Origin of the sequence: Domibacillus sp. DTU_2020_1001157_1_SI_ALB_TIR_016 (assembly GCF_032341995.1) — a bacterium.
GTDB classification, from domain to species: Bacteria; Bacillota; Bacilli; order Bacillales; family Domibacillaceae; genus Domibacillus; species Domibacillus indicus_A.
Genome location: NZ_CP135439.1, coordinates 1,297,034 through 1,321,007 on the forward strand (window position 1 = coordinate 1,297,034; position 23,974 = coordinate 1,321,007).

The following is a 23,974-nucleotide window of genomic DNA, read 5'->3' on the forward strand; positions in this document are numbered from 1 at the left end:
TTTAAAAATAATTATTTTTTATAGTAATCGCTTTCAATGATAAAAATCAACATTTATTTCTTAAAATCGTCTTCGATTTACAAAACCTTAACATTTCATTAAAACCTTATTAATACTCATCCTTTATTGTATTCAATGTAGCAGATAACAAAAAAACAAACTCGCAGGGGGAAATCAAGAATGAAACCAGTTAAAGTTCTCACACTATCAGCACTAGTAGGATCAGCGCTTGTAATGGGTGCATGCGGCAATAACAATGCTGATAATGGAGCAGGAGGAAATGGCGAAGAAGGACAAGATGCACAGCTTCAAGGCCAAATCTCAATCGATGGTTCATCAACAGTTTATCCGATTGCTGAAGCAGTAGCAGAGGAGTTTATGCTTGAACAGCCGGATGTAAAAGTAACAGTCGGATTGTCTGGTACGGGCGGTGGATTTGAAAAGTTTATCGCTGGCGAAACACAAATGAGTAATGCATCTCGCCCGATTAAGGATGAAGAAGCACAAGGCCTTAAAGATGCGGGTGTTGATTATACAGAACTTCAACTTGCTTACGACGGGTTGTCTGTAGTTATTAATAAAGATAACGACTGGGTAGATCAATTAACAGTCGATGAATTGAAAAAACTATGGCTTGATAACGGCAAAACAAAAAAATGGTCTGATATTCGTGAAGGATGGCCGGCTGAAGAAATTAAATTCTACTCTCCAGGTACTGATTCTGGAACATTTGATTATTTCGATGAAGTAATTCTTGATGGCGGCCAAATTGACAAATCCGCTACACTTTCTGAAGATGACAATGTTCTTGTACAAGGTGTAACAGGAGACAAAAATTCAATCGGTTACTTCGGCTATGCATACTACCTTGAAAACAAAGACAGTTTGAAAGTCGTGCCGATTGTAAATGGTGAAGGAAAAGCCGTTACACCAGACGCTGATACAATCAAAAGCGGCGAATATGAGCCACTTTCACGTCCATTGTACACATACGTAAGCAACTCGGCTGTTAAAGAAGATGAAGCAGTAAAGGCTTATACACAATTTACACTTGAAAATGCAGCAGCTCTTGCAGAAGATGTAGGATATGTAGCTCTTCCTGAAGAGGAGTACACAAAGCAGCTTGAAACAATTGAAGGCTTAAAATAATTGTCACTGGATTAAAAAAAGCGGATAAAGAAAAATACACCAATAGAGGGCAGAGCCCTCTATTGGTGTACATGGGTTGAAAGGAGCAAGATTGGGTTGAAAACAACAAACAAAGAACTCAGTCCTGTTCAACAGCTGCTTGAAAAAAAATATAATAGCGGCTTTTTGAACAGAAGTGAAAAAATTATTCCGGTGGTTTTGTTTTTTATGGCTGCCGTTTCAGTGTTAACTACACTCGGAATCGTTTTAACACTGATTTTTGAAACGATCACTTTCTTCGGTGATGTTTCGATCGTTGAATTTTTTACAGCTAAAGAGTGGTATCCATTCTCAGGAACGGATCCTGTTTACGGTATCTGGCCGCTTGTATTGGGTACATTAAAAATAACAATAATTGCTTCATTATTTGCTATCCCAATCGGGCTTGCAGTAGCTTTGTATTTAAGTGAATATGCAAGTACGCGCACACGTAAAATTATGAAGCCAATTCTTGAAGTGCTTGCAGGTGTTCCAACGATTGTTTACGGCTTTTTTGCCTTAACATTTATTACTCCGGTTTTACGCGGTATTTTCCCTTCGCTTGAAATGTTTAATGCGATCAGCCCGGGAATCGTAGTTGGAATCATGATTATTCCAACGATTGTTTCCCTGTCTGAAGATGCTCTTTCTTCGGTTCCAGAATCTGTTCGCCAAGGTGCGCTTGCACTCGGGTCGACAAAATGGGAAACCGCATCAAAAGTTATTTTCCCGGCAGCTCTTTCCGGTATTCTTGCATCGATTGTGCTTGGTGTCTCCCGCGCTATCGGGGAAACGATGATTGTATCCATTGCAGCAGGATCAACGCCATCTGCTTCCTTGGATTTAACAACATCCCTACAAACAATGACATCCTACATTGTACAGGTTACGACTGGTGATGCAGGATTTGGCACGACGATTTATTACAGTATTTATTCTGTCGGCTTTACATTGTTTATTTTCACCCTTCTGATGAATATACTAGCTCAATTCATCTCGAAGCGTTTCAGGGAGGAATACTAATGGAAAACACTGCACGGGTTAAATCAGAAGAAATGGTAAGCCGTATTGACGGCCGCTTAGCAAAAAATAAAGTCGTCAAAGGAATTTTCTTGACGGCAACGATTTTTACGTCCATTATTTTAATTGTGCTGCTTTATCGTATCATTTCACAAGGTGCTCCTTATTTAACATGGGACTTTTTCCAGAATTTCGCGTCACGCCGTCCTGAGCAGGCGGGAATTAAAGCAGCTGTTATTGGTACGCTTTGGATGATGAGTGTGGTTATTCCTACAGCCGCTATTTTGGGAGTCGGTACAGCGATTTACCTGGAAGAGTACGCAAAGAAAAACAAGCTAACTCGCTGGATTCAAATGAATATTTCAAATTTAGCGGGTGTGCCTTCTGTTGTATTTGGTCTTCTTGGCTTAACTATTTTCGTTCGTGTGTTTGGCTTTGGGAATAGTATTTTAGCTGCAGGATTTACAATGGCTCTGCTTGTTCTTCCGGTTGTCATCGTAGCAGCCCAGGAAGCGATACGCGCTGTTCCAAAGGAACTTAAGGAAGCATCATTTGGTCTTGGGGCAACAAAGTGGCAGACGATCTACCGAGTAGTTCTTCCGTATGCGGTACCGGGTATTGCAACAGGAAGCATCTTAGCTTTTTCACGTGCTATTGGTGAAACGGCTCCGCTTATTGTCGTCGGCATTCCAACATTCGTTGCGTTTCTGCCATCTGGCTACTTGGATTCATTTACAGCACTTCCAATGCAAATTTACAACTGGACAAGCCGTCCGCAAGTTGACTTCCATAACCTTGCAGCTGCGGGTATTATCATCCTGCTGGCCGTGCTTATTTTAATGAATTCTGTTGCAGTTTGGATCCGCAACCGTTATCAGGCAAGATAATAAACATTGGGAAATCGCGATTGAAAACTTGGAGGGAATGTAAAATGGCGTTAACTGCTGTAAATACAACGAAAAACAATCAGTCTGTTCAAAACGAGGAACTGTTCGTATATAACACTAAAAATTTAAACTTATGGTATGGAGAGCACCATGCTCTTAAAAACATCAATTTAGGTATTAAAGAGCGGGAAGTCACAGCGATTATTGGTCCATCAGGCTGTGGAAAATCAACATACATTAAAACATTAAACCGCATGATCGATCTTGTGCCAGGTGTAAAAACAACGGGGCAGATCGAATATCGCGACCGGGACATTTTCAGCAAAGATTTTCTTGTAGAAGAATTGCGGACACGTGTCGGCATGGTATTCCAAAAGCCGAATCCGTTCCCGAAATCTATTTATGAAAATATTGCATTCGGCTTGAAAATTCACGGTATTAAAAACAAGCAAATCATTACTGAAACAGTGGAAAAGAGCTTGCGTGGAGCAGCTCTTTGGGATGAAGTAAAAGACCGCATCCACGAACCTGCTTATGGTTTGTCAGGTGGACAGCAGCAGCGTCTTTGCATTGCGCGCTGCCTGGCTCTTGAGCCGGATGTGATTTTAATGGATGAGCCAACTTCTGCATTAGACCCGGTTTCAACTCTAAAAGTGGAAGAACTTATTCAAGAACTAAAAGAAAAATACTCCATCATTATCGTGACACACAATATGCAACAAGCTGCTCGTATCTCTGATAAAACAGCTTTCTTCTTAAACGGAGAAGTTGTGGAGTTTGATTCTACAGATACTATTTTTAACAATCCTGCAGATAGTCGTACAGATGATTATATTTCAGGACGATTCGGATAAAAAAGAAAAGCCGGCGCTAAAGCGTCGGCTTTTTTGTTATGCTGTTTATTTTGTTAGTGCATCAGCCACTTCTTTTTCTGTCATGTCCTTTTTTAAAACAAACGACCCTGTTTGCAGCTTATCCGCGTATCCATTGGCTGTTAAAAATTGATTAAAAGCTGCCTGGTCCTGGATGATGCCGGATTCCTTTAATTTGGCCGCAATTTCATTAGAAGACATGCCGGATTCAATTATAACTGTAACGGATTGAACAGCCGTTTTGGGGGCTGTCGTTTCTTTTTGGGCAGAATCAAGCTGTTTTTCTGTCTGTTCGTTTTCTTTTTTTTGAACGACATAATTCTCTGCCTCCAGCCGTTGAATCATTTGTTGTGCTGATAGTTCAATAGGGCGCTCGGGCGCTGTTTGATCAGAAATATACAGGGCTGCTGAAGCCGCAAGAAGACCGAAGCCGAAAGCGCGAATAGGTTGTTTCCTCATATTGATGAACTCTCCGTCTGCATGTTTTCATCCAAAATGCTCTTTACCTGCTCGGTTGAAAGAGAGGATTGTGCAGCAATTTGGGCAATAGGTGTGCCTTGCTGATAAAGGGCAATCACCTGGCTTTGAATAATTTTATTTATAGCAGCAGCCGGCTTTTTGGTATGTACTGCAGGTGTTTCTCCAATGAGCAGCTCTTCCTCAAGCACTTTTAATTTTTTGTTAAATTGATAGTGCTCCTGTAACATTTTCATGGATAATTCCTCAATGTCTTTTTCCAGCTGCCGCTGTTTATCGGGCAGAAAAAAGGACAGCAAAATAAAAAAAGCACCGGCGCAGGCCAATCCGATGGTTAGTTCATTCATATGAAATCTCCTTTCGTTTTCTTTGTCCATATTGTACCACATTGTATCCGCGGGAAGGGGTGCGTTGGGCAATTGCCGCCTGCTATTGAACGTGATACCATAATGATATAATGATATTTTGATTAGGAAAACTGCCGGATCGAGGTGATACATATTGATTGAGGAGATTGTAAGGCTGAAAAATGAGAATTTCTCTTGGGAACAAATTGCAGCAACATTATCTATTCCAAAGCAGCAGGCAAAACAAGAGTGGCAGTATAGACTAACAGAAAAAGCAAAGCGAAACGTACAAAATAGTCTTCATACTGTATTGTTGTCGAAAGAACGAATTTATTGCAAATGGCATCTCGATCCTTTTTTATTAAGGGCGGCTTTCTATTGTGAAACTCCGTTAAATCCTGATGTACTGGATCTTCGTATTTTTGACGTAACAGATATTTATTTTAATGGAACGAACGCTCACTCCATGACATGTGTAAAAGTAAACATGGAGGATAGCTTCTGGATACTAAAAGGGTTAAAGAGCAATCGTTCTTACCTTTGTGAAATCGGCTATTTAACAAAAAACTATTCTTTTTGGCCGATTCTGCAATCACATCCGGTTCATACTTCATACGAGCGCAGTACAGACTATATACTTAAAGCAGGAGAAGCGGAAGCGTTTTATCAACATTCTTTCAACGAGCCAGCCTGGATCGAACATCCAGATTGCTTGCAATAAACCGATACTAGCTGAAGGAGGTAAGGGAAAATGAAATATTCTTTTTCAAATATTATGATGGTTAATCATCCCTTTCGGCCTCTTGCTCTGGCTGGGTCGACAGCAGACAGCGAGGAAATCATCACACTGATGAAGGCATATGGAACCCTGCTTGAAGCAGCAAGCCGTACGGAGCCTGGAAAGCCGGTTACAGGCGTTGTGAATTTATTTACATTGGGCTGGATGAATGGAGCTCGAGGAAAGATGGCTGTCGCTTCTTTTATGAAGCTTCAATCGGACGGGGTACTGCCAGCGGTTTTACGCGCACATAACGGATCTTTTATTCAAGCTTTTAAAGAGTTGATGACACAGCAAAAGCTTGTGCTGCTGCCTGTGTCTCTCAGCCAGTTTCCTTTGACGGCTTATACACTAAAAGGGGCAGCAAAGGAAGACTTAAAACGAACTTCTGCTATATGGAAAGAACTATTTGGCACTCCGCCTTTATCCATATGGCTTCCGCGTGGCGCTTATACACCTGGGATAGACGAACTTCTTTTGCAGGAAGGCTGTCAGTTCGTATTTCTTCCGAATGATGCTTTTCCTTTGGAGGAACAGGAAGGGGTTCAGTGGGTGTCTCCGCGCGGCCTTGAACTGATTCCGTATCAGAAGGATCATCAAGAAAACGGAACAACAGGCGTCACGCTTTTTTCTTTAGCTGGGCAGGGCGCCTGCATGCATTGGGAAGATATTCAAAAAAAGCAGGTATCCTCGTCTGATCGTTCTTCTGCAAAGCGTGTGATTCATTTTCCACTCGTGTATGAAAACTTGAATGAAGGACATACATTGATTACGGCGGAAGAACTTCATCGTTGTGATCCTATTATTCATTTAAAAGAAGAGTGGGACGAAAAGTATGCCCTCGCTATTTCAGAAGCGGCAGGTGTTTTAGATCTGGAATGGGCTTACTGTATTTATGCGGCTGTTCATGGTTTAAAAGAGGAATTAAAAAGCGCTATTGATTCCTTGCGCTACTTATTAGATGGAGCCCATAAAGAGTTTCCTGACCTTGATTATGCACACCAGCGCATGCGTCTTCATTATGGAGTAACGCTTCAATCCAAACAGTTTGTTGGCGGCGTAGAAAGAATGGAAGGAGCTGTCCTGCTGCTTTCATGGGAGTATCCGCCAAACATTGTCGGGGGAATGGCACGGCATGTTCATGGACTTGCAGAAGCACTTGTTGCCTCTGGACGTGAAGTGATTGTTTTGACATCTTCCCATCATGAATCAGCAGAATATGAATGTGTCAATGGCGTTCACATTTATCGATCCGGCCCGCTTCATAAAGGAGAGCAGGATTTTTTAAAGCAAACCTCCGATTTGAATCTGTGTCTTTTTCAAAAAGCGATGGAGCTGATGCACAAGCATGACATTGCTCTTATTCATACCCACGACTGGCTGACAGGAGACGCGGCAATTCTGCTTGCCGAACAAAAGCAGCTGCCGCTCATCTCTACTATTCATGCCACCGAGCATGGACGGAATAATGGGCTGCATAATGAGCTGCAGCATGCGATTGCGTCAAAAGAGAAAAAGCTCATTGAAGCTTCTGATACGGTTATTGTGTGCAGCCAGCCGATGAAGGAAGAATTACGGGTTTACTATGAGGGGTCAGGGAAAGATATATACGTGGTGCCGAATGGTGTGGAATTTGAAGAAAGCGTATCAGGCCTGACAAGGTTCCGCTCCATGGAGCCCTTTATTTTTTCAATCGGCCGTATGGTGTTTGAGAAAGGTTTTCAAACATTCTTTGAAATGAATTTAAAAAACTTGAAAAAAGAAAATATTCAGTTTATTATTGCGGGTAAGGGTCCCCTATTAGAAACATGGCGTGAAGAAGTGAAAAAGCGCGGACTTGAGGATACGATTCATTTTGTCGGCTATGTGAGTGATGAGGAAAGAAGGGCTTTGTTTCAATCTTGTAAAGTGGCTGTATTTCCAAGTCTGTACGAACCGTTCGGTATTGTGGCTTTGGAAGCCATGGCGTTCCGAAAGCCTGTAATCGCAGCTGCAACAGGCGGGTTAAAATCGTTTGTTTTACATAAACAAACCGGGCTTTTGTTCGAACCAGGCAATGCCGAAGACTTATCCGAGAAAATAGCGGCTGTTTTGGATCAGCCCGGTTATGCAAATGAACTAGGTTTGAATGGACATGAAATGGCAAAAGAACTTTACAGTTGGGCACACATCAGCGCACAAACAGAAAAGATCTACGATCAGACCGTTTTCATCAAAAAAATGGAGGGAGTTCGTACATGATAGGTATTCTGCTTGCTGGGGGGCGTGGAAAAAGGCTGCGCCCGATAACTGACCACATACCAAAGCCAATGGTCCCATTGTTGGGTAAACCTCTTTTAGATTACAATTTAAATGTTTTTAAAAGAAATAAAATTTACCGCGTGATCATGACGGTTTGTTATAAAAAGGAAGTTATTCAGCAGCATGCAGGTTTCGGCCATCAAAATGGACTTGATATTCAATATATAGAAGAGTGCGAGCCTCTTGGTACTGCCGGAAGCTTATTTGCCTCCAAAGGGTTATTTAAAGAAACACTCGCTATTTTAAGCGGTGATGCACTGACCAATATACCGCTTCGCCAGGCATATAATTTTCACAAAGAAAAAGGAGCCCGTGTAACCATTGTTACGGCGAGAGCAGAGCACCCTGAGCATTTTGGTGTCTGCCTCACAGATCAAAGCGGAAAGCTTCTTTCTTTTCTTGAAAAGCCTTCTAACGTGCAATTGTGGACGAATCAAGTAAGCACGGGAATTTATTTGGTTGAACCGTCCTTGTTTGAAGATTACGCACTTTATGGGAAAGCAGATTTCGCCCAGGATGTATTTCCAATGCTTCTGGCCAATCAGGAGCCGGTTTATGTGTATGAAACAAATGCATACTGGCAGGACATTGGCACCCATCCGGCATACAAGCTGGCTGAGAAGCGGCTTAAGCGGGGAATACCAGGAATTACGAACCGTCTGCAGCCTGTTTACCCGCTTTCGAATACATTTCCTGCTTCTATACTTAACGAAAACGATGGACTTGCAGAGCGGTCTGATTGTTATTCACCAATGTTGAAAAAACAGGCTGGCATTTCTGATGAAAAGGTGCTATTATAGTAAAGTCGCAAACGACTTGAAAATAAGCGAGACAAGTTTGGAGGGAAAAACATGCGTGTAAACATTACATTAGCTTGCACTGAGAGCGGTGACCGTAACTATATCACAACTAAAAACAAACGTAACAACCCGGATCGTCTCGAGTTGAAAAAATACAGCCCGCGATTGAAAAAAGTAACAGTGCATCGTGAAACAAAGTAAGCAGCAGGAGACTTTCCTGCTGTTTTTTCTTTTAGGAGGAACCAATGGATAAAAAGATACTGAGGGATGGGATAAAACAGCAGCTTGCTGCAATGAGCCGGCCCGTGTATGAGCAAAAAAGCTTTCAAATTGCCAGAAGATTGTATGCGCTTCCGGAATGGCAGGAATCAAACAAAATTGCGGTTACGATTTCAGCGGATTTTGAAGTAGACACCTGGCAGATTATCCGATCTGCGTGGCTTGCCGGCAAAAAAGTTTGTGTGCCAAAGTGCCATCCGGATACAAAAGCCATGTATTTTTATCAATTGGAGAAGTTTGAAGATCTTGAAAAGGTGTATGCGGGGTTGTATGAACCGATTCCTCAAAACACAACATTGATTGATGCGAAGGAGATCGAATTAATGATTGTGCCCGGTCTGCTTTTTAACCGGAAGGGGTTTAGGATTGGCTTTGGCGGAGGCTACTACGACCGTTTTTTATCTTCGTACATAGGACAAACGATTTCATTAGCGTTTTCCATTCAATTACGGCCGGATATTCCCGTTGAAGGGCATGACATACCTGTTCAGAAAATTTTGACGGATAGTGAAACAATCCTCTGCTTATAAACGTCCTTCTTTCTTTACCGTCTGAATGAGTTCCGTTATAGTGGAATCAACAGGATGGACGAAAGTAGTGATGAAATGACAACGCAAACAAATTTGATATTTTGGCGTCTTGCTTATTTTTTTGTCGTAGAGCAGGAGTATACATTAACAAGGCTGAGCCAGGATCGCAGAGAAATGCTGCTTGAAAATCGTTCAGTAAAAGAAGCGGCCATTATTAGACTTTCTCAGCAAAATCTTGGCTGGGCAGCTTCTCTGGGACGTGACATTGAACAAACGGCCTGGGTCGGTGAGCGCCTCCGAAAGCAAAGAGGGATGAGAAAGCTTAATATGCTCAATGTAATTGTGTCTCCTCATCTGCCCGTTGACGAATTTTCGCAGTTTATGAAACCGGTTCAAAGCGGAAAAACAAAAACAGCTGTACTGCTGTTTACTGAAGAAAACCTGGGAGGTCCGCTTCAAGGGCTGGAACAGTTTATGGAGTCTGTACCGGAGCAGCGGGACTTTGAAGGGGCTGAAGATGAAGCGGCTGCTTATGAGCGGGCTGTTTTATCTCATGAAGTAAAACGAAAAGAAGAAGAAAATCGGTTTTTTTACTACGGAAAACCTTTTTTCACGTATGTTTTTACCGCGGTTAATGTCATCATGTTTTTTTTAATGACGATCGCAGGAGGCAGCACAGCGACTGATGTGCTTATACAATTTGGCGCAAAATTCAATCCTCTTATTTTAGAGGGAGAATGGTGGCGTTTTATCACACCGGTTTTTCTGCATATCGGACTGCTGCACCTTTTAATGAATTCAATGGCTTTGTACTATTTAGGAACAGCGGTTGAACAAATTTATGGCCGGCTGAGATTTTTGTGGATTTATTTGTTTTCCGGCTTTACAGGGAGCCTGCTCAGCTTTTTGCTGACTCCTAATTTGTCAGCAGGAGCGAGTGGAGCTATTTTTGGGCTGTTCGGTGCCCTTCTTTATTTCGGGGTAACCAAGCCAAAGTTGTTTTTTCGGACGATGGGAATGAATGTCCTTGTTGTGATTGGAATCAACCTGGCATTTGGATTTACAGTACCCGGAATTGACAATGCCGGACACATTGGCGGACTTGTCGGCGGGTTTTTAGCAACGGGGATTGTTCATTTTCCGAAAAAGCGGCGTATTCTGCAGCAGCTGTTGTTTTTGGCAGCAGCTTCGACATTTGTGGCAGCCGGTTTGTTTTTTGGGTTCCAGCACGGATATGCCGCCCTTGACGCGCAGTCTGTGAATATTCAGGCCGCAGACAAGCTTCAGGACGGAAATAAGCAGGAAGCTGAACAGATCTTGTCGAACTTTATTCAAAAAGGCGGCCAGCCTTCTGCCGAAACGTATTTTTATCTGGGTGTAATTGAAGCAGGAGACGGGCGCTTAGAGGAGGCTGCCTCTCATTTTAAGCAAGCCGTCCGGTTAAGAAGTAATTTTCCTGAAGCACATTATAATCTGGCGCTTATTTATTCTAGCCAGGGACGGCAAGAAGAAGCGCTGCAGGCAGCCGAACAAGCCGCAGCATACGCTCCTAATGAGCAAACATATAAAGATTTAGTTCGCAAGCTGAACAATGAGTAGAAAAGCAGGGTGAAAAGATGGAAACGATTTTTGATGTACAGCAGCTGCTGAAAAGATACGGTGTTTTCGTTTATATCGGCAATCGGGTAGCAGATTTACAATTAATGGAGCTGGAACTGAAAGAACTGTATCAGTCTCAGCTGATAGAGCCAAAAGAATATCAAATGGCGCTGCTTATATTACGACAGCATATTGCAATTGAAAAAGAAAAAGAAAAAGAAAAAGAACAGGGGAAATGACATGGCAGAGAAACGGCTCGCTGCTTTTGATATTGGCGGCACAACGGTTAAATTAGCTTTTTTAACAACAGAGGGAGAAATCATACGAAAATGGTCGATTCCAACCGACCGTACGGACAAAGGAAGTAGAATAGTAGCAGATATTGCCCGTTCTTTTTATAAAGAATTAAAAGCAGATGGATTAACGACTGCCGATGTGCTCGCAGCAGGAGTGGGGGCACCGGGTCCTGCTGATCCAGTATTGGGGACGATTTCTGGTGCGGTAAATATCGGCTGGCCGAATGGATACCCTCTAAAACAGCTTCTAGAAGAAGCGATTGAATTGCCTGTTTTTATTGAAAACGATGCAAACTGTGCTGCACTTGGCGAAATGTGGAAAGGTGCAGGAGGAGGCGCAGGCGACGTAGTTTGCATTACACTTGGCACAGGTGTCGGCGGCGGCGTTGTGTCAAAGGGAATGATTATTACAGGAGTAAATGGAGCGGCAGGAGAAATCGGCCACATTACGGTTGTAACAGAAAATGGATTCCCTTGTAACTGCGGCAAGCGCGGCTGTCTTGAAACAGTAGCTTCTGCAACAGGAATTGTTAATTTGTACAAACAACAAGGCAAAGACGCGCCTGATGCACGCACAGTATTCGAACAAGCTGCGGCTGGAGATGCGGCAGCGCAATATGCGGTTGACCGCTGTGCTTTTTATTTAGGTCTTGCGGTTGGAAACATTGCTAACACCTTGAACCCAGCTAAGATTGTAATTGGCGGCGGCGTTTCAGAAGCAGGTGCTGCTCTTATGCAGCCTTTGGAGAAATACGTAAGAGAGTTCACGTTCCCACGGGCGATGGATGTGCTTGCACTTCAAAAAGCACAGCTTGGCAACGATGCCGGTGTGATCGGTGCAGCTTACTTAGCAAAAGTAATGTCAGTTTCATAAATTAAAAAAACAGTTCCGCTGGGACTGTTTTTTATTTTATGAAACTTTTTTTAATCGTATGCGTATGAATAAGGAGCGGAATTGTCGCGGAACTATTATAAAGCTTTGCTTTTTCGTTCTGATTGATTTTTTGTAAAAAAAGTATTAAGATTGTGAAAGACAATTTACACTGGGTTAAAGTGTATGCAATTCCCCGATCACTTTTATAGAAGTAACGAGGAGGCTGAAAGATGAAAAGAACAATACGCAGCAACATTTCTCTTATTGCTGTAACCGTTTTGTTCTTATGGATGAAAACATACATCGTCTATAAAACAAGCTTTAACATGGATATTGAAAACTCACTGCAGGAATTTATTTTGCTGATTAACCCGCTGAGCTTTATTATGCTGACAATGGGAATTGGCTTTTTCTTTAAAAGCGACAAAGCACGCAATCGTTATTTGCTGGGCATGAGCTTTTTCTTAAGTTTTCTGCTTTATGCAAACGTTGTGTTTTATCGCTTTTTTAATGACTTTATTACGCTGCCTCTTTTATTTCAAACAAGCAACTTTGCTGATTTGGGTAACAGTGTTACAGAAGAATTTAATGTAGCGGATATTTTATATTTCGCCGATGTCATTCTTTTATTCCTCCTGCTTAAGTTCAAGCCGTCATTTGTGAAGTTTCGTCCAATGTCAAAAATGAACCGCCGCGCTTATTTTTTATCAGCTGCTGCGCTTATGTTTTTAAACCTTGGACTAGCAGAAGTGGAACGTCCGCAGCTTTTAACAAGAACTTTCGACCGTGAAATGCTTGTGAAAAATATCGGAACGTTTAACTATCACCTTTATGACATTTTTCTTCAATCCAAATCATCTGCCCAGCGTGCACTGGCAGATGGCAGCGAATTAACTGAAATTGAAAACTATGCTGACGCCAATTATGCCGAACCAAATGCAGAGCTGTTTGGTGCTGCCAAAGGAAAAAACCTGATTATGGTGTCCGTTGAGTCAACACAGGCTTTTGTTTTAAACAATACCGTAAACGGCCAGGAAATTACGCCATTTCTGAATGATTTTGCAAAAGAGAGTTTAAACTTCACTAACTTCTACCACCAAACCGGGCAGGGGAAAACGTCTGATGCAGAATTTTTAACAGAAAATGCACTGTACCCGCTGAGCCGCGGTGCTGTGTTTTTTACTCACTCTGGCAACCAATTTAATTCAATGGCTGAAAAGCTTGAGGAAAATGGCTATTTTTCAAATGCGATGCATGCGAACAATAAAAGTTTTTGGAACCGGGACATTATGTATGATTCGATTGGATATGAACGTTTTTACAATGTAAATGATTATAAGGTGAATGAAGACAACAGTGTAAACTGGGGAATGAAAGATATTCCATTTTTTGAACAATCGGCCGAGCTGATGAAAACCATGCCGCAGCCGTTTTATTCAAAAATGATCACGCTGACCAATCATCATCCGTTCTACTACGATAAAGAAGACCAGATGATTGATGAATTTAATTCATCAAGCGGCACATTAAATCGTTATTTCGTTACCGTTCGTTACACGGACGAAGCATTAAAAACGTTTGTGGAAGATTTGAAAAAAGCAGGCCTTTATGAAAACTCTGTGATTGTTTTGTATGGGGATCATTACGGCATTTCAGAGAATCATAATGAAGCCATGTCTCAATATTTAGGTAAAGAAGTGACGCCATACGTATCAGCTGAGCTTCAAAAAGTACCGTTTATGATTCACATTCCAGGCGTTAAAGGCCAGGAAATTGATACGGTCGGCGGACAGGTAGATGTGCGGCCAACACTGCTTCATCTTCTAGGCATTGATACAAAAGGAGATATTCAGTTTGGACAAGATTTGCTTTCTGACGAGCATGAAAGCTTTGCCGCATTCCGTGACGGCCGTTTTGTGACAGAGAATTATGTGTATGCCGGCGACGTATGCTGGGATAAAAAGACGGGCGAGCAAACGGATGCTTCCTACTGTGCACCTTATATTGAAAAAGCAGCTGCTGAATTAAATTATTCAGATCGGGTTATTTACGGGGACCTGCTTCGTTTTTATGATCCAGATGCTGCAAGAAAAGAATAAAAAAAGCACCTGATTTTTATCAGGTGCTTTTTTAATGGGCAGCTGGATAGCCGTGATGCAAAACCGTCATAATGGTAAACCAGCCGATTACACCAGCTGTACCCAGACTAAAAACGATGCCGAGCAGATTTTTGTTTTTCACAGCGCTGATGGTACTGAAAACGGCAAGAAGGGCAATAAGAGCAAAAATAATCGTTAACCCGTTCATTTTTCCAGGCCTCCTTATATAAAAAGCCATAAAAACCCATGTAAGCGTAAAACACACCCCTATTGTATAAGGTTTTTCCATATTTGTCGAGATGAAAGCGGATAATTCTTTTAACAGCTGCGGTTTCCTGTTACGATATCAATTGAATAAAGAAAAAGGTGGAGATTATATGGATTGGACGCAATTGCCGCTTGGTCCTCTGCAAACAAATTGCTACATACTTTCTCATGAGTCAAAATGTATTGTTTTTGACCCGGGTTCAGAAGGAGATCAGCTTGTAAACTGGCTGAAGGCAAACAAGCTTGACCCGCTCGCTGTTTTGCTGACTCATGCTCATTTTGATCATATTGGGGCTGTTCGCCCGCTGAAAGAAGCTTTTAACATGCCAATTTATCTGCATGAAAAAGAAGCAGAGTGGCTTGAAAATGCCGATCTGAACGGATCAAGCCGCTTTGGCATGGGAAGCATTACGGCACCGCCGGCTGATGTTTTGATCCGTAATGATGAAGATTTAACGATTGATCTGTTTACATTTAAACTGCTGCATACACCGGGCCATTCACCGGGCAGCGTATCTTATTATTTCGAAGAAGGCGGCGCCTTGTTTGCCGGTGACACTCTTTTTATGGGCAGCATCGGGCGTACAGACCTTGCTGGCGGCGATCACCAGACACTTCTTACGAGCATTCATGAAAAAATTATGTCACTGCCTGAGGAAACCATTGTGCTCCCGGGACATGGCCCGGCAACATCCGTGATCACGGAAATGGACAGCAATCCTTTTTTAAATGGTTTTTAAAAAAAACAGAGAACGCCATTACGGTGTTCTCTGTTTTTTTTATCCGGTATATTTCATAGCCTGCTTTTTTTTCGTCAGGCTTCTTAGCTTTTCAAGATTATATCCAACCACAAGCGATTCTCCGTCCGTTAAAATCGGGCGCCGCAGCAATTTAGGCTCTTCAATAATTAAATCGACAACGGCTGAAAGAGGCATCTCATCGACGCTTACATTTAACGATTTAAACGTTCTGCTTCGGGTGGCAAGCAGTTCATCAAGACCTTCTGAAGTCATGGAAAGAAGATTTAGCAGCTCCTGGCGTGTAGGAGTTTCACGGAAAAGGTGGCGTTCCTGAACATCAACTGAATGGGCAGACAGCCATTTTTTTGTTTTTCGGCATGATGTACAGCTTGGATACGTATAAAAGGTAACAGCAGACATAAATACTCCTCCTTTTTTATTCTTAAATATACTATACAATACTTGTACAATAGTTGTACAGTGATTACCCTTTCAATTGTGTCCAATTTCGTAACACGCTTATAAGTATGACTTTTATCATTTTTCACCATAAAATTGTTGCTTATAATAATTAAAAAATGACGAGGTGATAAAATGAATTCTGTTTTAAAAGTAACAGGCGCACTTGCTGATGCCACACGTTATTCCATTTATGAATATATTTTAAAAGAACATAGAGACCTGACAGTACAGGATATAGCCGCTCAATTTGGCATTCATCCGAACGTGGCACGCCTTCACTTAACAAAGCTTGAAGATGTCAATTTAATTAGTTCCTGTCTGCAGAAAACAGGAAAAGGCGGCCGGCCGGGCAAGTTATATAAGCCGGCGGAACGAGCTGTGCAACTGGCTTTCCCCCATCGCGATTACCAGCTTTTGTCGGATATTTTGCTTGAGGCTCTGGAACTGTTTGGAGAAGACGGAGTGAAAATGGCGGAAGCGGCCGCTCAAAAAGCCGGCCGGCGTTCTGTAGAAGCAGAAATGAAAGGGACTGTTTCCTCCCTTCCAAATAAAGAACGTCTTCAATTGCTTAAAACGTTGACTGCAAGAATTGGTTATACAGCGCATACGGAAGAAACAGAAAAGGGGCTCGTCGTTCAATTTGCTATTTATAACTGTCCATTCAAAGAATTGCTTCAGGAAAAAGCTGCAGCAACATGCCGGATTCATAAAGCGTTTTTACAAGGAATTATGGACACCTTATTTGGGCCTGCTGTTTTAAGCCAGCATTCTACGATGCTTAATGGATGCAAGGAATGTATCTATCAGTCGGTTGCAGTAAACTGAATAAAAGAAACGCTTACATTTTTGTCTCTTATCCTTTATAATAGTGGTATTAATGGACCAAGCTTTGAAAAAAGGGAGGGATACATAATGGATCGGATGTTTCGCGTTATGGCATTTTGGACCGGTATTTTTTCTTTAATGTTTTACTTGGGCCATATGAATATTACGGCTTTAATTTTTCTTGGCCAAACGGGATTTTTCTTATTACTCGGCTATTTACGTCTTTCTGAACGAATGTATATTTATGTGTTTGGTGCTTATTTAACCGTTTTTTTTGCCGCCTTTACTTATTGGTCAACCTTTATGATGACGCCGGGAAGCGGAGGGCATTAAAACAAGCAAAGCCTTTAAAGTGGAAAGCTTTAAAGGCTTTTTGTTAAAGTTTTGTAAATATTTTGAAAAAACCACGTCTAACCTGGCATATTGTTGTATGCTCAAAGGGAGAGAGGGTGATAATTTGCAGGTTGAGCAAAAAATGGAGCAAATCTTAAAAGAAGCTGTTCAAATGCAGGCCACCGACCTTCATTTAATGCCAAAACAAAACGGTTATTTGCTTAAAATTCGTGTCGGCGGCCAGCTGATAAAAAGTAAAACCTTTTCCATACGGGAGGGCGAGCGGCTGATTGCTTATTTGAAATTTACGGCTTCGATGGATATCGGTGAAAAACGAAAGCCTCAAAGCGGCTCCTTTCACCAGACGGTTGATCAGTTTCCCCTATCGCTGCGTGTTTCCACGCTTCCCGCTGTACCCCACAAAGAAAGCCTCGTGATCCGCCTTTTGCCACAGGAACATGTGCCATCTCTTTCCCAATTAACGCTGTTTCCCTACACAGCCGTCAAGTTAACCTCGTTATTAAACCATTCAAACGGCCTCGTTCTGCTTAGCGGCCCAACCGGGAGCGGAAAATCCACTACACTTTACTCTATGATTCAGCATTGTGCCTCCCATTTAAATAAACATGTCATTACACTCGAGGATCCTGTTGAAAAACAGCAGGATGCTTTCGTACAAATTCAAGTAAATGAAAAAGCCGGCATTACGTATGCCACGGGCTTAAAAGCCATTTTACGCCACGATCCTGACGTGATTATGGTCGGTGAAATACGTGATGAAGAAACTGCACGAGCTGCTGTGAAAAGTGCACTTACGGGACACTTGGTTCTTTCGACCATTCACGCTCGCGACGCTGCGGGCGTTATCGGCAGGTTAAAAGAGCTTGGTATTACTCAGCATGAAATGATACAGACACTGATCGGCATTACCGCACAGCGGCTTGTCCGTATCTGCTGTCCGGACTGTGGTGCTGCCTGCAGGGAAGAGTGTAAGCAAAAAACAAAGCAGGCGATCGTTTGCGAATTACTATTGGGAAAAGCGCTGTTTTCTATACTGGGGAACAAATCATCACATCAGCCGGTATCTGTTTATCAAAAGCTGCAGGATGAGCTGCGAAAGGGGATAGCATATGGATTTATCACACGCGAGGAATGGACTCGCTGGTGTTTTAGCGAAACGGACTTCAGCGAAAAACGGAGCTGATTTTATTACAAGGCTCGGGGAAATGATGATAAAAGGTTTTTCCATTGGGGAAGCGGTAGAATTTCTGTTGATGAACATACCGGATATAAATAAAAGGCAAACAAACTTGATTCAAAAGCAGCTGCGGGAGGGCGTTCCGCTTCACGAAATTCTACCGGTGCTTCATGTTCCTTCCCTTATCTGCCTGCAGATTTTCTTTGCTGAACAGCACGGAAAGGTTCAGGAAACGCTCGTGCATGCAGGAACGCAGTGGAGCAAGGCCGAACAGGCGAAAGAAAAGCTTGTACGGCTTCTGCAATATCCGATCTTCCTGCTGGCTTTGCTTATCGTATTGCTCGCCGTCTTAAATACTTTCGTTCTTCCTCAGTTTCGGGATCTTCACGCTTCAATGGGATATGAACCAAAAGGGATGATCCTGCTCCTGCTTTTTTTTCTTCAATGGGCACCCCCGGCCGTCTTAATTACAGCCCCTGTTCTGACGGGTCTGCTTCTTCTTTTGTACACCCGCTATAAACTTCTTTCTCCGCAAAAAAGAGCGGATATGATCATAAAAATTCCGTATATGAAAACCCTATTTCAGCTTTATTTTACCCGTCTTTTTGCCAGGGAATCTGCTCAACTGTTAAACAGTGGATTTTCGGTGAACGAGCTTCTCCATGTATTTGAAGAACAAACGATTTATCCCATGCTTCGTGAAGCTTCAAAAAAAATAAACAGCCAGCTTATGTCGGGTACTTCTTTGAAAGAAGCCATTGCGAATATCACTTGGTTTGACCGAAAGCTGCCTGCTTTGATCAGCCATGGAGGGGCAAATGGCAGAATGGGAGAAGAGCTGCTTCTTTACGCATCATTCTGTGATCAGCTGATTGAAAACAAAATAAAAAAAGCAACAAGTATTATTCAGCCGGCCGTTTTTTTAATGATTGGCACGGTTGTCATGGCTGTTTATCTGTCGGTGATGCTGCCGATGTTTGAGATGATTGGCTCGGTTTAAAAAAGGAGGAAAAAAGAATGAAGCGATTCTGGAAGAATGAACGAGCATTTACACTGATAGAAATGATGATCGTCTTATTGGTGATTACCGTTTTGCTTTTCATTGCCATTCCAAACGTGGCAAAGCAAAGTAAAAATATCAATGCAAAAGGCTGTGACGCGTTTGTTCATATGGTGCAGGGGCAGGTACAGGCGTACCGGATTGATAATGGATCACTGCCTTCCTCTGTCAGTACACTCGTTACAGATGGATACTTAAGAGATGATGAAACGACCTGCCCGGGTGGAGGGGCTGTTACGATCGATGCGGAAGGAATTGTGTCAGCCGGTGAGTCATAAAGAAGAAGGCTTTACACTTTTGGAAATGATGATTGTACTGACGGTTTTTACTGTCTGCTTCGGAGCAGCCCTTATTCCGCTTCGGACGATTGCGGAAGACGTGCGCAACCGTCAGTTTTTTCACCAGGTAGAAAGGGATCTGTTTGCAGCCCAGGCATATGCCGTTTCGAAAAACGCAAATATTGTTGTAGACTTTTTTGAAAATAAAGACCGGTATTATCACATCTACACATTTGAAATACCGAGAAAAACGATTATCAAGCGTGAGATCCCCGAGCGTTTCATATTTGATGAGAGGGGGTTAGATACGATTACTTTTTTAAAAACGGGTACGATCAGCCGGTTCGGCACGTTTTATTTTACAACAAATGAAAAAACCACCAAGCTGATTTTTTTAATTGGAAGGGGACGTTTTTATTTTTCGGAGGAATGAAAGAGGGATGATATTAGCGGAAAGTCTGCTGGCTTTAACCGCTCTTTTTATAGCGGCAGGTGTTTTGCTGCCTTTTAGTTTAAAACTAGTGGAGGGCACCTCCTGGCGCTGGGAGCAGCAGGAAGGAATGAGAAAGCTATATGAAGAAGCCGAATCCCGGATTTTTTCGGATGCTTCCTTTTCTTATGAATTGGATGGGCCAGCCGCCAGGGGAAAATTGGTTTGGGAAGAAGACGGAGGAAGGGCGAAAGCGTGTGTATTCATTCAAGGGAAAAAGAGATGTGTGGAAGAGCAGTAACGGCTTTACACTCATTGAATCTCTTATTGCATTAATGGTTTTTTGTGCGTGTGCTGCTTCGGTTCCACTGCTTTATGATGGCGCTTATCGGGCTGTGGAAGCTGGAAAAGCCGAGAAAAACACGGAATGGGAGCTTTTTATCATTCAGCTGCGCAATGAAATGCAGGGATCTTCGAATTGGCATGTGTCTGGGACAAGACTCGCGTACCAAGCAGCAGCTTCTGGTGACATGCTAGTCACGGTTAGTCAATATCGTGACAAAATTAGAAGGCAGATCAACGGGCAAGGACATGAAGTGATGCTGCAAGATGTAAAAACGGCTTCGTTTTCAGAAAAAGGAGGGAAAATGTACATACATGTTACATTTTCAAATGGTGAACAGGAAGGAGCGGTCATGTATCCTTTCTATAAGAAAGCACATTAAGCGTCAGCAGGGAATGATTTTTCCGCATGTTTTGCTTATTTTAGTACTGATTATGGCAGCATCTGTGTCAGCTGCAGATGCTGCCGTCACCAAATGGAAAACAGCGGATCATTTAACAAACTATTATGAGTTTCGTGTGGCTGAGCTGATGGCGCTGCGGCGTGTTTTAACCCAGTCAGAGCCTGCTTCTTTTAATATAGAAACAAATCTGGGCACAACAAACGCTGCAGTAACGGAAACAGCTGAACAAAACTGGCAGATTCGAATCACAACAACTCATACTGATGGTTTTTTCCGTGCCACTTATGTATACGATCCCCGCTTGGAATCGTTTCTCAGCCGGGTTGAATACCATTAATTATTTTGTCTGAGCCAGGTAGAAAAGCCCGCCATTCAAAACGGAAACACGGATCACTGGTTCAAAACGGCGCATAATGGCTGCTTTTTCCCGTTCATAATGCGTATTATCCTCTTTCTCCTGGTCAAAAAAAGACTGAAGAAGCTTAAGCTCTGCTTTTTGTTTTTTAAGAGCCGTTTGAGCCCAGCCATGCTCTTCTTCCATCAAGTCTCTCCATAATTTTTGCTTTAGCCGGTTCAAGCCGCTTGCAGGTGTAATAAGAGGCGAGAGCACATAATGGTAAGGACTGATCGAGTGGCTGAGAGACAGAGAGCCTGCTTGTTCCAAAAATTGATCCGAAAAAGCTCCGTTGATTAAATGAAGAGCAAGCGGCACGAGCTTTTCTTTTTTGCTGTTTGCTTCATAGGAAAGGTGAAAATGAACAAACAGCCAAGGATCAAGCTGAATGGTTCCCGATCCGTTTGTTGTTTCATACAATTTGACAAACGATGCTTTTTTTTGAGCATAGGAAAGAAGCTGATGAAAACGGGGGGACCCGAATGTAATATATTCTTCCTGGTGTTTGAGCGGCCGGCCAGGGTCTTTTGTAAAAAAGGTGACGCTCATCGGGTCGCCTGCCTGGCCGAGCCGGTCTTTGTAATGCCAGTAAAAAGGGCGGTTCATCAGGGAACGATCTGCTTCTTCGGTTAACTGAACCTTTAACGAGTGTTCAGATTCTTCAAGAATAGGACATTCACAGGCAGTAAAAAAGGAACGAAGAAAAGACATCAATGTTGTTCACTCCAATGCAGCTGCAAGGTTTTGCATTTTTATTTCCCACTCTCTAACACTTTTGGATGAGTGGAATGTATCATGCAAGTGTTCTTCAATCCAGTTTTGATCCAAAATATTGTCCAGCTTGCCGATAGCCGTTTGAAAGAGAGCGATCTTTTCGTAAAGCAAAGAGAGCATGCGGTCTTCCACTGATTGTTTATAGGCAAGATGATAAATATGGACGTTCTCAGTCTGGCCGTAACGATGTACACGTCCAATTCGCTGTTCGAGTTTCATCGGGTTCCATGGAAGGTCAAAATTGATAACATGGCGGCAAAATTGAAGATTCAATCCTTCACTGCCCGCTTCCGTAGCAATCAGCACCCGTGCTGGACCTTTGAAAAGTTCAATCATCCAATCTTTTTTTCCTTTTTTGAACTTTCCTTGGAAAGAAACAGCCGGAATTTGATGATAACGAAAAAACAGCTCTAAATATTCCTGTGTTGCCCGATACTGAGTAAAAATAAGCACCTTTTCATTTTCCAGGCTATTCACAATTTCTAATGCTTTTTCAGCTTTGGAATTTTGGTCAACAGCTTGAGCGAGCGCAGCAACTTTTGTTTTGTCAAACCCTTCCTGCTTTTGCAGAGTCGCCAGGGCCGCATACTTGCTGCTGCATGCTTCCCGCTGCAGCGTCAGAAGTGTAATGGAGCTTGGCAGGCATTCGGACAGCGAGTCATAAAACGCTTTTTCTTCTTTTGACGGGTCGATCCGGATAGTTTGAATAAAGCGTTTTATAGGCTCACTTTCCACATCTGTCCGGGTATTGCGGATCATGACCTGCCTGAGCAGGGCGTGAAAAGCATCATGGTTTTGAACGGAGCGCTTTCCATCTTTAAATTGAGACTGGAAGAACCCGTTGCTGCCAAAAAGCCCGGGTCTTAAAAGAGAAACCAAGTGAAACAATTCATCTGCGTTGTTCTGAACCGGTGTGGCTGTCAGCAGCAGGCAGTATGTTTTATTTAAGCGGCTGACAAACTGGTGATTTTTTGTAGCAGGATTTTTCAATCGGTGTGCTTCATCGATGATAATCATGTCAAATAACGTATCCGCAAATGCATCGGCAAACTTCGGCTGTTTGGCCGAATCAATCGATGCAATCTGAACGCCGTTCCAAGACCAGTCAGGATTTTTCCGCTGGACGAGCGCAAAAATTTGGAATTTTTCACGCAGTTCTTTGGCCCACTGGCTGACCAGGGAAGCGGGTGCTAATATAAGGATGCGGGAAGCAAGGCCCCGCAGCATATATTCTTTTAAAATAAGTCCGGCTTCAATGGTTTTTCCGAGGCCCACTTCATCTGCTAAAATAGCGGTTCCGCTCATTTCTTCCATTACGGTCTGGGCCGTTTTCAGCTGGTGGGGAAGAAACTGCATATGCGGCAGAAAATCAGGCGCCAGCAGCCCGTCAAAGCGGGAAGGCAAAATTTGCTTTTTCATCTCGGCTGTTAGATTAAAAAGTGCCCAGCCGCCGGGTGTTGAAGCGGTTTTTAAGTTTTGCTCGAGTGCATCTGCCCAAGTATCATCATACATAATAGCAGGCTTCATTTATCTCGAAGTCTCCTTTCGATTTCATGAGCTGTCCCTAGCCTGCCCTTAAAAAGGGGAGAACATACACAAGCGGACAAACAAAAACAGCCCTGTTTAAACAGGGCTGTTTTTATTTTGTTTTAATTTTTCCGGTCCATTTTTTAAATCCGCCTTGCAGATGGTAAATGTCGCGGTATCCTTTTCTGTATAGCATTTGTGCAGCACGGCCGCTGCGAAGGCCGCTCTGGCAATACAAATAAACAGGCTTGTCCGGGCGAATTTCTTTCATTCGCTGCTTCATTTGCGTAACAGGAATGTTCCGGGCTCCTAAAATGTGGCCGCCATTGTATTCATTCGGTTCGCGCACATCAACCAGCTGCGCTTTCCGGTATCCTTTTACAAATTCTTCCTGACTAAGCGGTTTTACTGCACGCTTTTGGGAAAAGTACATAAAGATCGCGTACAAAATAATGGCACCGAGTACCGCGGCAATAGAATAAAGCAACGTTGTGTTCCCCTTTCGAATAAACTGCTCCCTTTATTATATCGATATGGTTATAAGAAGAAAAGAAAATTCTCTTTAAAAAAAGAAGCGTGTTCGCCTTTGAATTTCAGGGTCAATTTGATAGACT

Annotated in this window: 30 protein-coding genes; 23 read left to right on the top strand and 7 right to left on the bottom strand. The window is 42.7% G+C overall.

The window, feature by feature from the left end:
• The first annotated feature begins 180 nt into the window (after nucleotides 1-180).
• From RRU94_RS14415 to pstB, 4 genes are all read left to right on the top strand, one after another.
• Complete coding sequence (locus RRU94_RS14415; protein ID WP_315695137.1) at nucleotides 181-1,149, top strand: PstS family phosphate ABC transporter substrate-binding protein; 969 nt, start codon at nucleotides 181-183, stop codon at nucleotides 1,147-1,149.
• Between the two features lie 96 nt (nucleotides 1,150-1,245).
• The gene (pstC, locus tag RRU94_RS14420) at nucleotides 1,246-2,190 is read left to right on the top strand and encodes a phosphate ABC transporter permease subunit PstC (RefSeq protein ID WP_315695139.1); all 945 of its coding nucleotides are present in this window, start codon (nucleotides 1,246-1,248) and stop codon (nucleotides 2,188-2,190) included.
• Nucleotides 2,190-3,074, top strand: a complete 885-nt coding sequence (gene pstA / locus RRU94_RS14425; RefSeq protein ID WP_315695141.1) for a phosphate ABC transporter permease PstA — start codon at nucleotides 2,190-2,192, stop codon at nucleotides 3,072-3,074. Before pstC ends, pstA begins: the two co-directional genes overlap by 1 nt.
• Before the next feature lie 44 nt (nucleotides 3,075-3,118).
• Complete coding sequence (gene pstB, locus RRU94_RS14430; protein ID WP_315695143.1) at nucleotides 3,119-3,928, top strand: phosphate ABC transporter ATP-binding protein PstB; 810 nt, start codon at nucleotides 3,119-3,121, stop codon at nucleotides 3,926-3,928.
• A gap of 45 nt (nucleotides 3,929-3,973) precedes the next feature.
• Here pstB and RRU94_RS14435 read toward each other — a convergent pair whose 3' ends face one another.
• Both RRU94_RS14435 and RRU94_RS14440 read right to left on the bottom strand, forming a co-directional pair.
• Nucleotides 3,974-4,405 carry an endolytic transglycosylase MltG gene (locus RRU94_RS14435; protein WP_315695145.1) on the bottom strand — a complete coding sequence of 144 codons (432 nt, stop codon included), beginning with the start codon at nucleotides 4,403-4,405 and terminating at the stop codon, nucleotides 3,974-3,976.
• Nucleotides 4,402-4,770, bottom strand: a complete 369-nt coding sequence (locus RRU94_RS14440; RefSeq protein WP_315695147.1) for a helix-turn-helix domain-containing protein — start codon at nucleotides 4,768-4,770, stop codon at nucleotides 4,402-4,404. The genes RRU94_RS14435 and RRU94_RS14440 overlap by 4 nt, the downstream gene beginning before the upstream one ends.
• Before the next feature lie 154 nt (nucleotides 4,771-4,924).
• Between RRU94_RS14440 and RRU94_RS14445 the strand changes: the two genes are divergently transcribed.
• The 9 genes from RRU94_RS14445 (at nucleotide 4,925) to RRU94_RS14485 (ending at nucleotide 14,326) form a co-directional block, all read left to right on the top strand.
• Entirely contained in the window at nucleotides 4,925-5,491 is a 567-nt protein-coding gene (locus RRU94_RS14445; protein WP_315695149.1) for a DUF4912 domain-containing protein, read from the top strand.
• Nucleotides 5,492-5,521: 30 nt separating this feature from the next.
• Nucleotides 5,522-7,789, top strand: coding sequence for a glycosyltransferase (locus RRU94_RS14450; protein WP_315695151.1), 2,268 nt, complete (start codon nucleotides 5,522-5,524; stop codon nucleotides 7,787-7,789).
• The gene (locus RRU94_RS14455) at nucleotides 7,786-8,649 is read left to right on the top strand and encodes a nucleotidyltransferase family protein (RefSeq protein ID WP_315695153.1); all 864 of its coding nucleotides are present in this window, start codon (nucleotides 7,786-7,788) and stop codon (nucleotides 8,647-8,649) included. The genes RRU94_RS14450 and RRU94_RS14455 overlap by 4 nt, the downstream gene beginning before the upstream one ends.
• Nucleotides 8,650-8,700: 51 nt before the next feature.
• Complete coding sequence (gene rpmG / locus RRU94_RS14460) at nucleotides 8,701-8,850, top strand: 50S ribosomal protein L33 (RefSeq protein WP_045850975.1); 150 nt, start codon at nucleotides 8,701-8,703, stop codon at nucleotides 8,848-8,850.
• A 44-nt stretch (nucleotides 8,851-8,894) separates the two neighbouring features.
• Nucleotides 8,895-9,458: a 5-formyltetrahydrofolate cyclo-ligase gene (locus tag RRU94_RS14465; RefSeq protein WP_315695157.1), complete on the top strand. Its 564-nt coding sequence runs from the start codon at nucleotides 8,895-8,897 to the stop codon at nucleotides 9,456-9,458.
• Nucleotides 9,459-9,512: 54 nt separating this feature from the next.
• Nucleotides 9,513-11,057, top strand: coding sequence for a rhomboid family intramembrane serine protease (locus RRU94_RS14470; protein WP_315695159.1), 1,545 nt, complete (start codon nucleotides 9,513-9,515; stop codon nucleotides 11,055-11,057).
• Nucleotides 11,058-11,074: 17 nt separating this feature from the next.
• Nucleotides 11,075-11,296 carry a YqgQ family protein gene (locus tag RRU94_RS14475; RefSeq protein ID WP_315695161.1) on the top strand — a complete coding sequence of 74 codons (222 nt, stop codon included), beginning with the start codon at nucleotides 11,075-11,077 and terminating at the stop codon, nucleotides 11,294-11,296.
• A gap of 1 nt (nucleotide 11,297) precedes the next feature.
• A complete protein-coding gene (locus tag RRU94_RS14480) occupies nucleotides 11,298-12,227 on the top strand; it encodes an ROK family glucokinase (protein ID WP_315695163.1) in 930 nt (309 codons plus the stop codon).
• A gap of 230 nt (nucleotides 12,228-12,457) precedes the next feature.
• Nucleotides 12,458-14,326, top strand: a complete 1,869-nt coding sequence (locus RRU94_RS14485; RefSeq protein ID WP_315695165.1) for an LTA synthase family protein — start codon at nucleotides 12,458-12,460, stop codon at nucleotides 14,324-14,326.
• A 31-nt stretch (nucleotides 14,327-14,357) separates the two neighbouring features.
• Here the strand turns inward: RRU94_RS14485 and RRU94_RS14490 are convergent, their stop codons facing one another.
• Nucleotides 14,358-14,534 carry a DUF2759 domain-containing protein gene (locus RRU94_RS14490; RefSeq protein WP_242233461.1) on the bottom strand — a complete coding sequence of 59 codons (177 nt, stop codon included), beginning with the start codon at nucleotides 14,532-14,534 and terminating at the stop codon, nucleotides 14,358-14,360.
• A gap of 169 nt (nucleotides 14,535-14,703) precedes the next feature.
• On the opposite strand from RRU94_RS14490, the gene RRU94_RS14495 reads away from it, so the two are divergent.
• Nucleotides 14,704-15,333, top strand: a complete 630-nt coding sequence (locus tag RRU94_RS14495; protein WP_315695168.1) for an MBL fold metallo-hydrolase — start codon at nucleotides 14,704-14,706, stop codon at nucleotides 15,331-15,333.
• A gap of 39 nt (nucleotides 15,334-15,372) precedes the next feature.
• Here RRU94_RS14495 and RRU94_RS14500 read toward each other — a convergent pair whose 3' ends face one another.
• Nucleotides 15,373-15,753: a Spx/MgsR family RNA polymerase-binding regulatory protein gene (locus RRU94_RS14500; RefSeq protein WP_315695170.1), complete on the bottom strand. Its 381-nt coding sequence runs from the start codon at nucleotides 15,751-15,753 to the stop codon at nucleotides 15,373-15,375.
• Between the two features lie 174 nt (nucleotides 15,754-15,927).
• On the opposite strand from RRU94_RS14500, the gene RRU94_RS14505 reads away from it, so the two are divergent.
• The 9 genes from RRU94_RS14505 to RRU94_RS14545 all read left to right on the top strand — a co-directional run bounded on the left by RRU94_RS14505 (nucleotide 15,928) and on the right by RRU94_RS14545 (nucleotide 21,002).
• Complete coding sequence (locus tag RRU94_RS14505; RefSeq protein WP_315695172.1) at nucleotides 15,928-16,620, top strand: helix-turn-helix transcriptional regulator; 693 nt, start codon at nucleotides 15,928-15,930, stop codon at nucleotides 16,618-16,620.
• 87 nt (nucleotides 16,621-16,707) lie between these two features.
• Nucleotides 16,708-16,953 carry a DUF2626 domain-containing protein gene (locus tag RRU94_RS14510; protein ID WP_242233465.1) on the top strand — a complete coding sequence of 82 codons (246 nt, stop codon included), beginning with the start codon at nucleotides 16,708-16,710 and terminating at the stop codon, nucleotides 16,951-16,953.
• 124 nt (nucleotides 16,954-17,077) lie between these two features.
• A complete protein-coding gene (gene comGA / locus RRU94_RS14515; protein ID WP_315695175.1) occupies nucleotides 17,078-18,157 on the top strand; it encodes a competence type IV pilus ATPase ComGA in 1,080 nt (359 codons plus the stop codon).
• The gene (comGB, locus tag RRU94_RS14520) at nucleotides 18,084-19,151 is read left to right on the top strand and encodes a competence type IV pilus assembly protein ComGB (protein WP_315695177.1); all 1,068 of its coding nucleotides are present in this window, start codon (nucleotides 18,084-18,086) and stop codon (nucleotides 19,149-19,151) included. The genes comGA and comGB overlap by 74 nt, the downstream gene beginning before the upstream one ends.
• Nucleotides 19,152-19,168: 17 nt before the next feature.
• The gene (gene comGC / locus RRU94_RS14525; RefSeq protein ID WP_315695178.1) at nucleotides 19,169-19,489 is read left to right on the top strand and encodes a competence type IV pilus major pilin ComGC; all 321 of its coding nucleotides are present in this window, start codon (nucleotides 19,169-19,171) and stop codon (nucleotides 19,487-19,489) included.
• Nucleotides 19,455-19,922 (top strand): competence type IV pilus minor pilin ComGD, encoded by a 468-nt coding sequence (gene comGD, locus RRU94_RS14530; RefSeq protein WP_315695179.1) that lies wholly within the window; start codon nucleotides 19,455-19,457, stop codon nucleotides 19,920-19,922. Before comGC ends, comGD begins: the two co-directional genes overlap by 35 nt.
• 7 nt (nucleotides 19,923-19,929) lie before the next feature.
• Entirely contained in the window at nucleotides 19,930-20,220 is a 291-nt protein-coding gene (locus tag RRU94_RS14535) for a hypothetical protein (RefSeq protein ID WP_315695180.1), read from the top strand.
• Nucleotides 20,204-20,644, top strand: a complete 441-nt coding sequence (gene comGF / locus RRU94_RS14540; RefSeq protein WP_315695182.1) for a competence type IV pilus minor pilin ComGF — start codon at nucleotides 20,204-20,206, stop codon at nucleotides 20,642-20,644. Before RRU94_RS14535 ends, comGF begins: the two co-directional genes overlap by 17 nt.
• Before the next feature lie 13 nt (nucleotides 20,645-20,657).
• Nucleotides 20,658-21,002, top strand: a complete 345-nt coding sequence (locus RRU94_RS14545) for a hypothetical protein (RefSeq protein WP_315695183.1) — start codon at nucleotides 20,658-20,660, stop codon at nucleotides 21,000-21,002.
• Here RRU94_RS14545 and RRU94_RS14550 read toward each other — a convergent pair whose 3' ends face one another.
• From RRU94_RS14550 to RRU94_RS14560, 3 genes are all read right to left on the bottom strand, one after another.
• Complete coding sequence (locus tag RRU94_RS14550) at nucleotides 21,003-21,770, bottom strand: YqhG family protein (protein ID WP_315695973.1); 768 nt, start codon at nucleotides 21,768-21,770, stop codon at nucleotides 21,003-21,005.
• Between the two features lie 9 nt (nucleotides 21,771-21,779).
• On the bottom strand, nucleotides 21,780-23,360 hold the full coding sequence (locus RRU94_RS14555; protein WP_315695185.1) for a DEAD/DEAH box helicase: 1,581 nt from the start codon (nucleotides 23,358-23,360) through the stop codon (nucleotides 21,780-21,782).
• Nucleotides 23,361-23,472: 112 nt separating this feature from the next.
• Nucleotides 23,473-23,793: a rhodanese-like domain-containing protein gene (locus RRU94_RS14560; protein WP_309091630.1), complete on the bottom strand. Its 321-nt coding sequence runs from the start codon at nucleotides 23,791-23,793 to the stop codon at nucleotides 23,473-23,475.
• Between the last annotated feature and the right edge of the window lie 181 nt (nucleotides 23,794-23,974).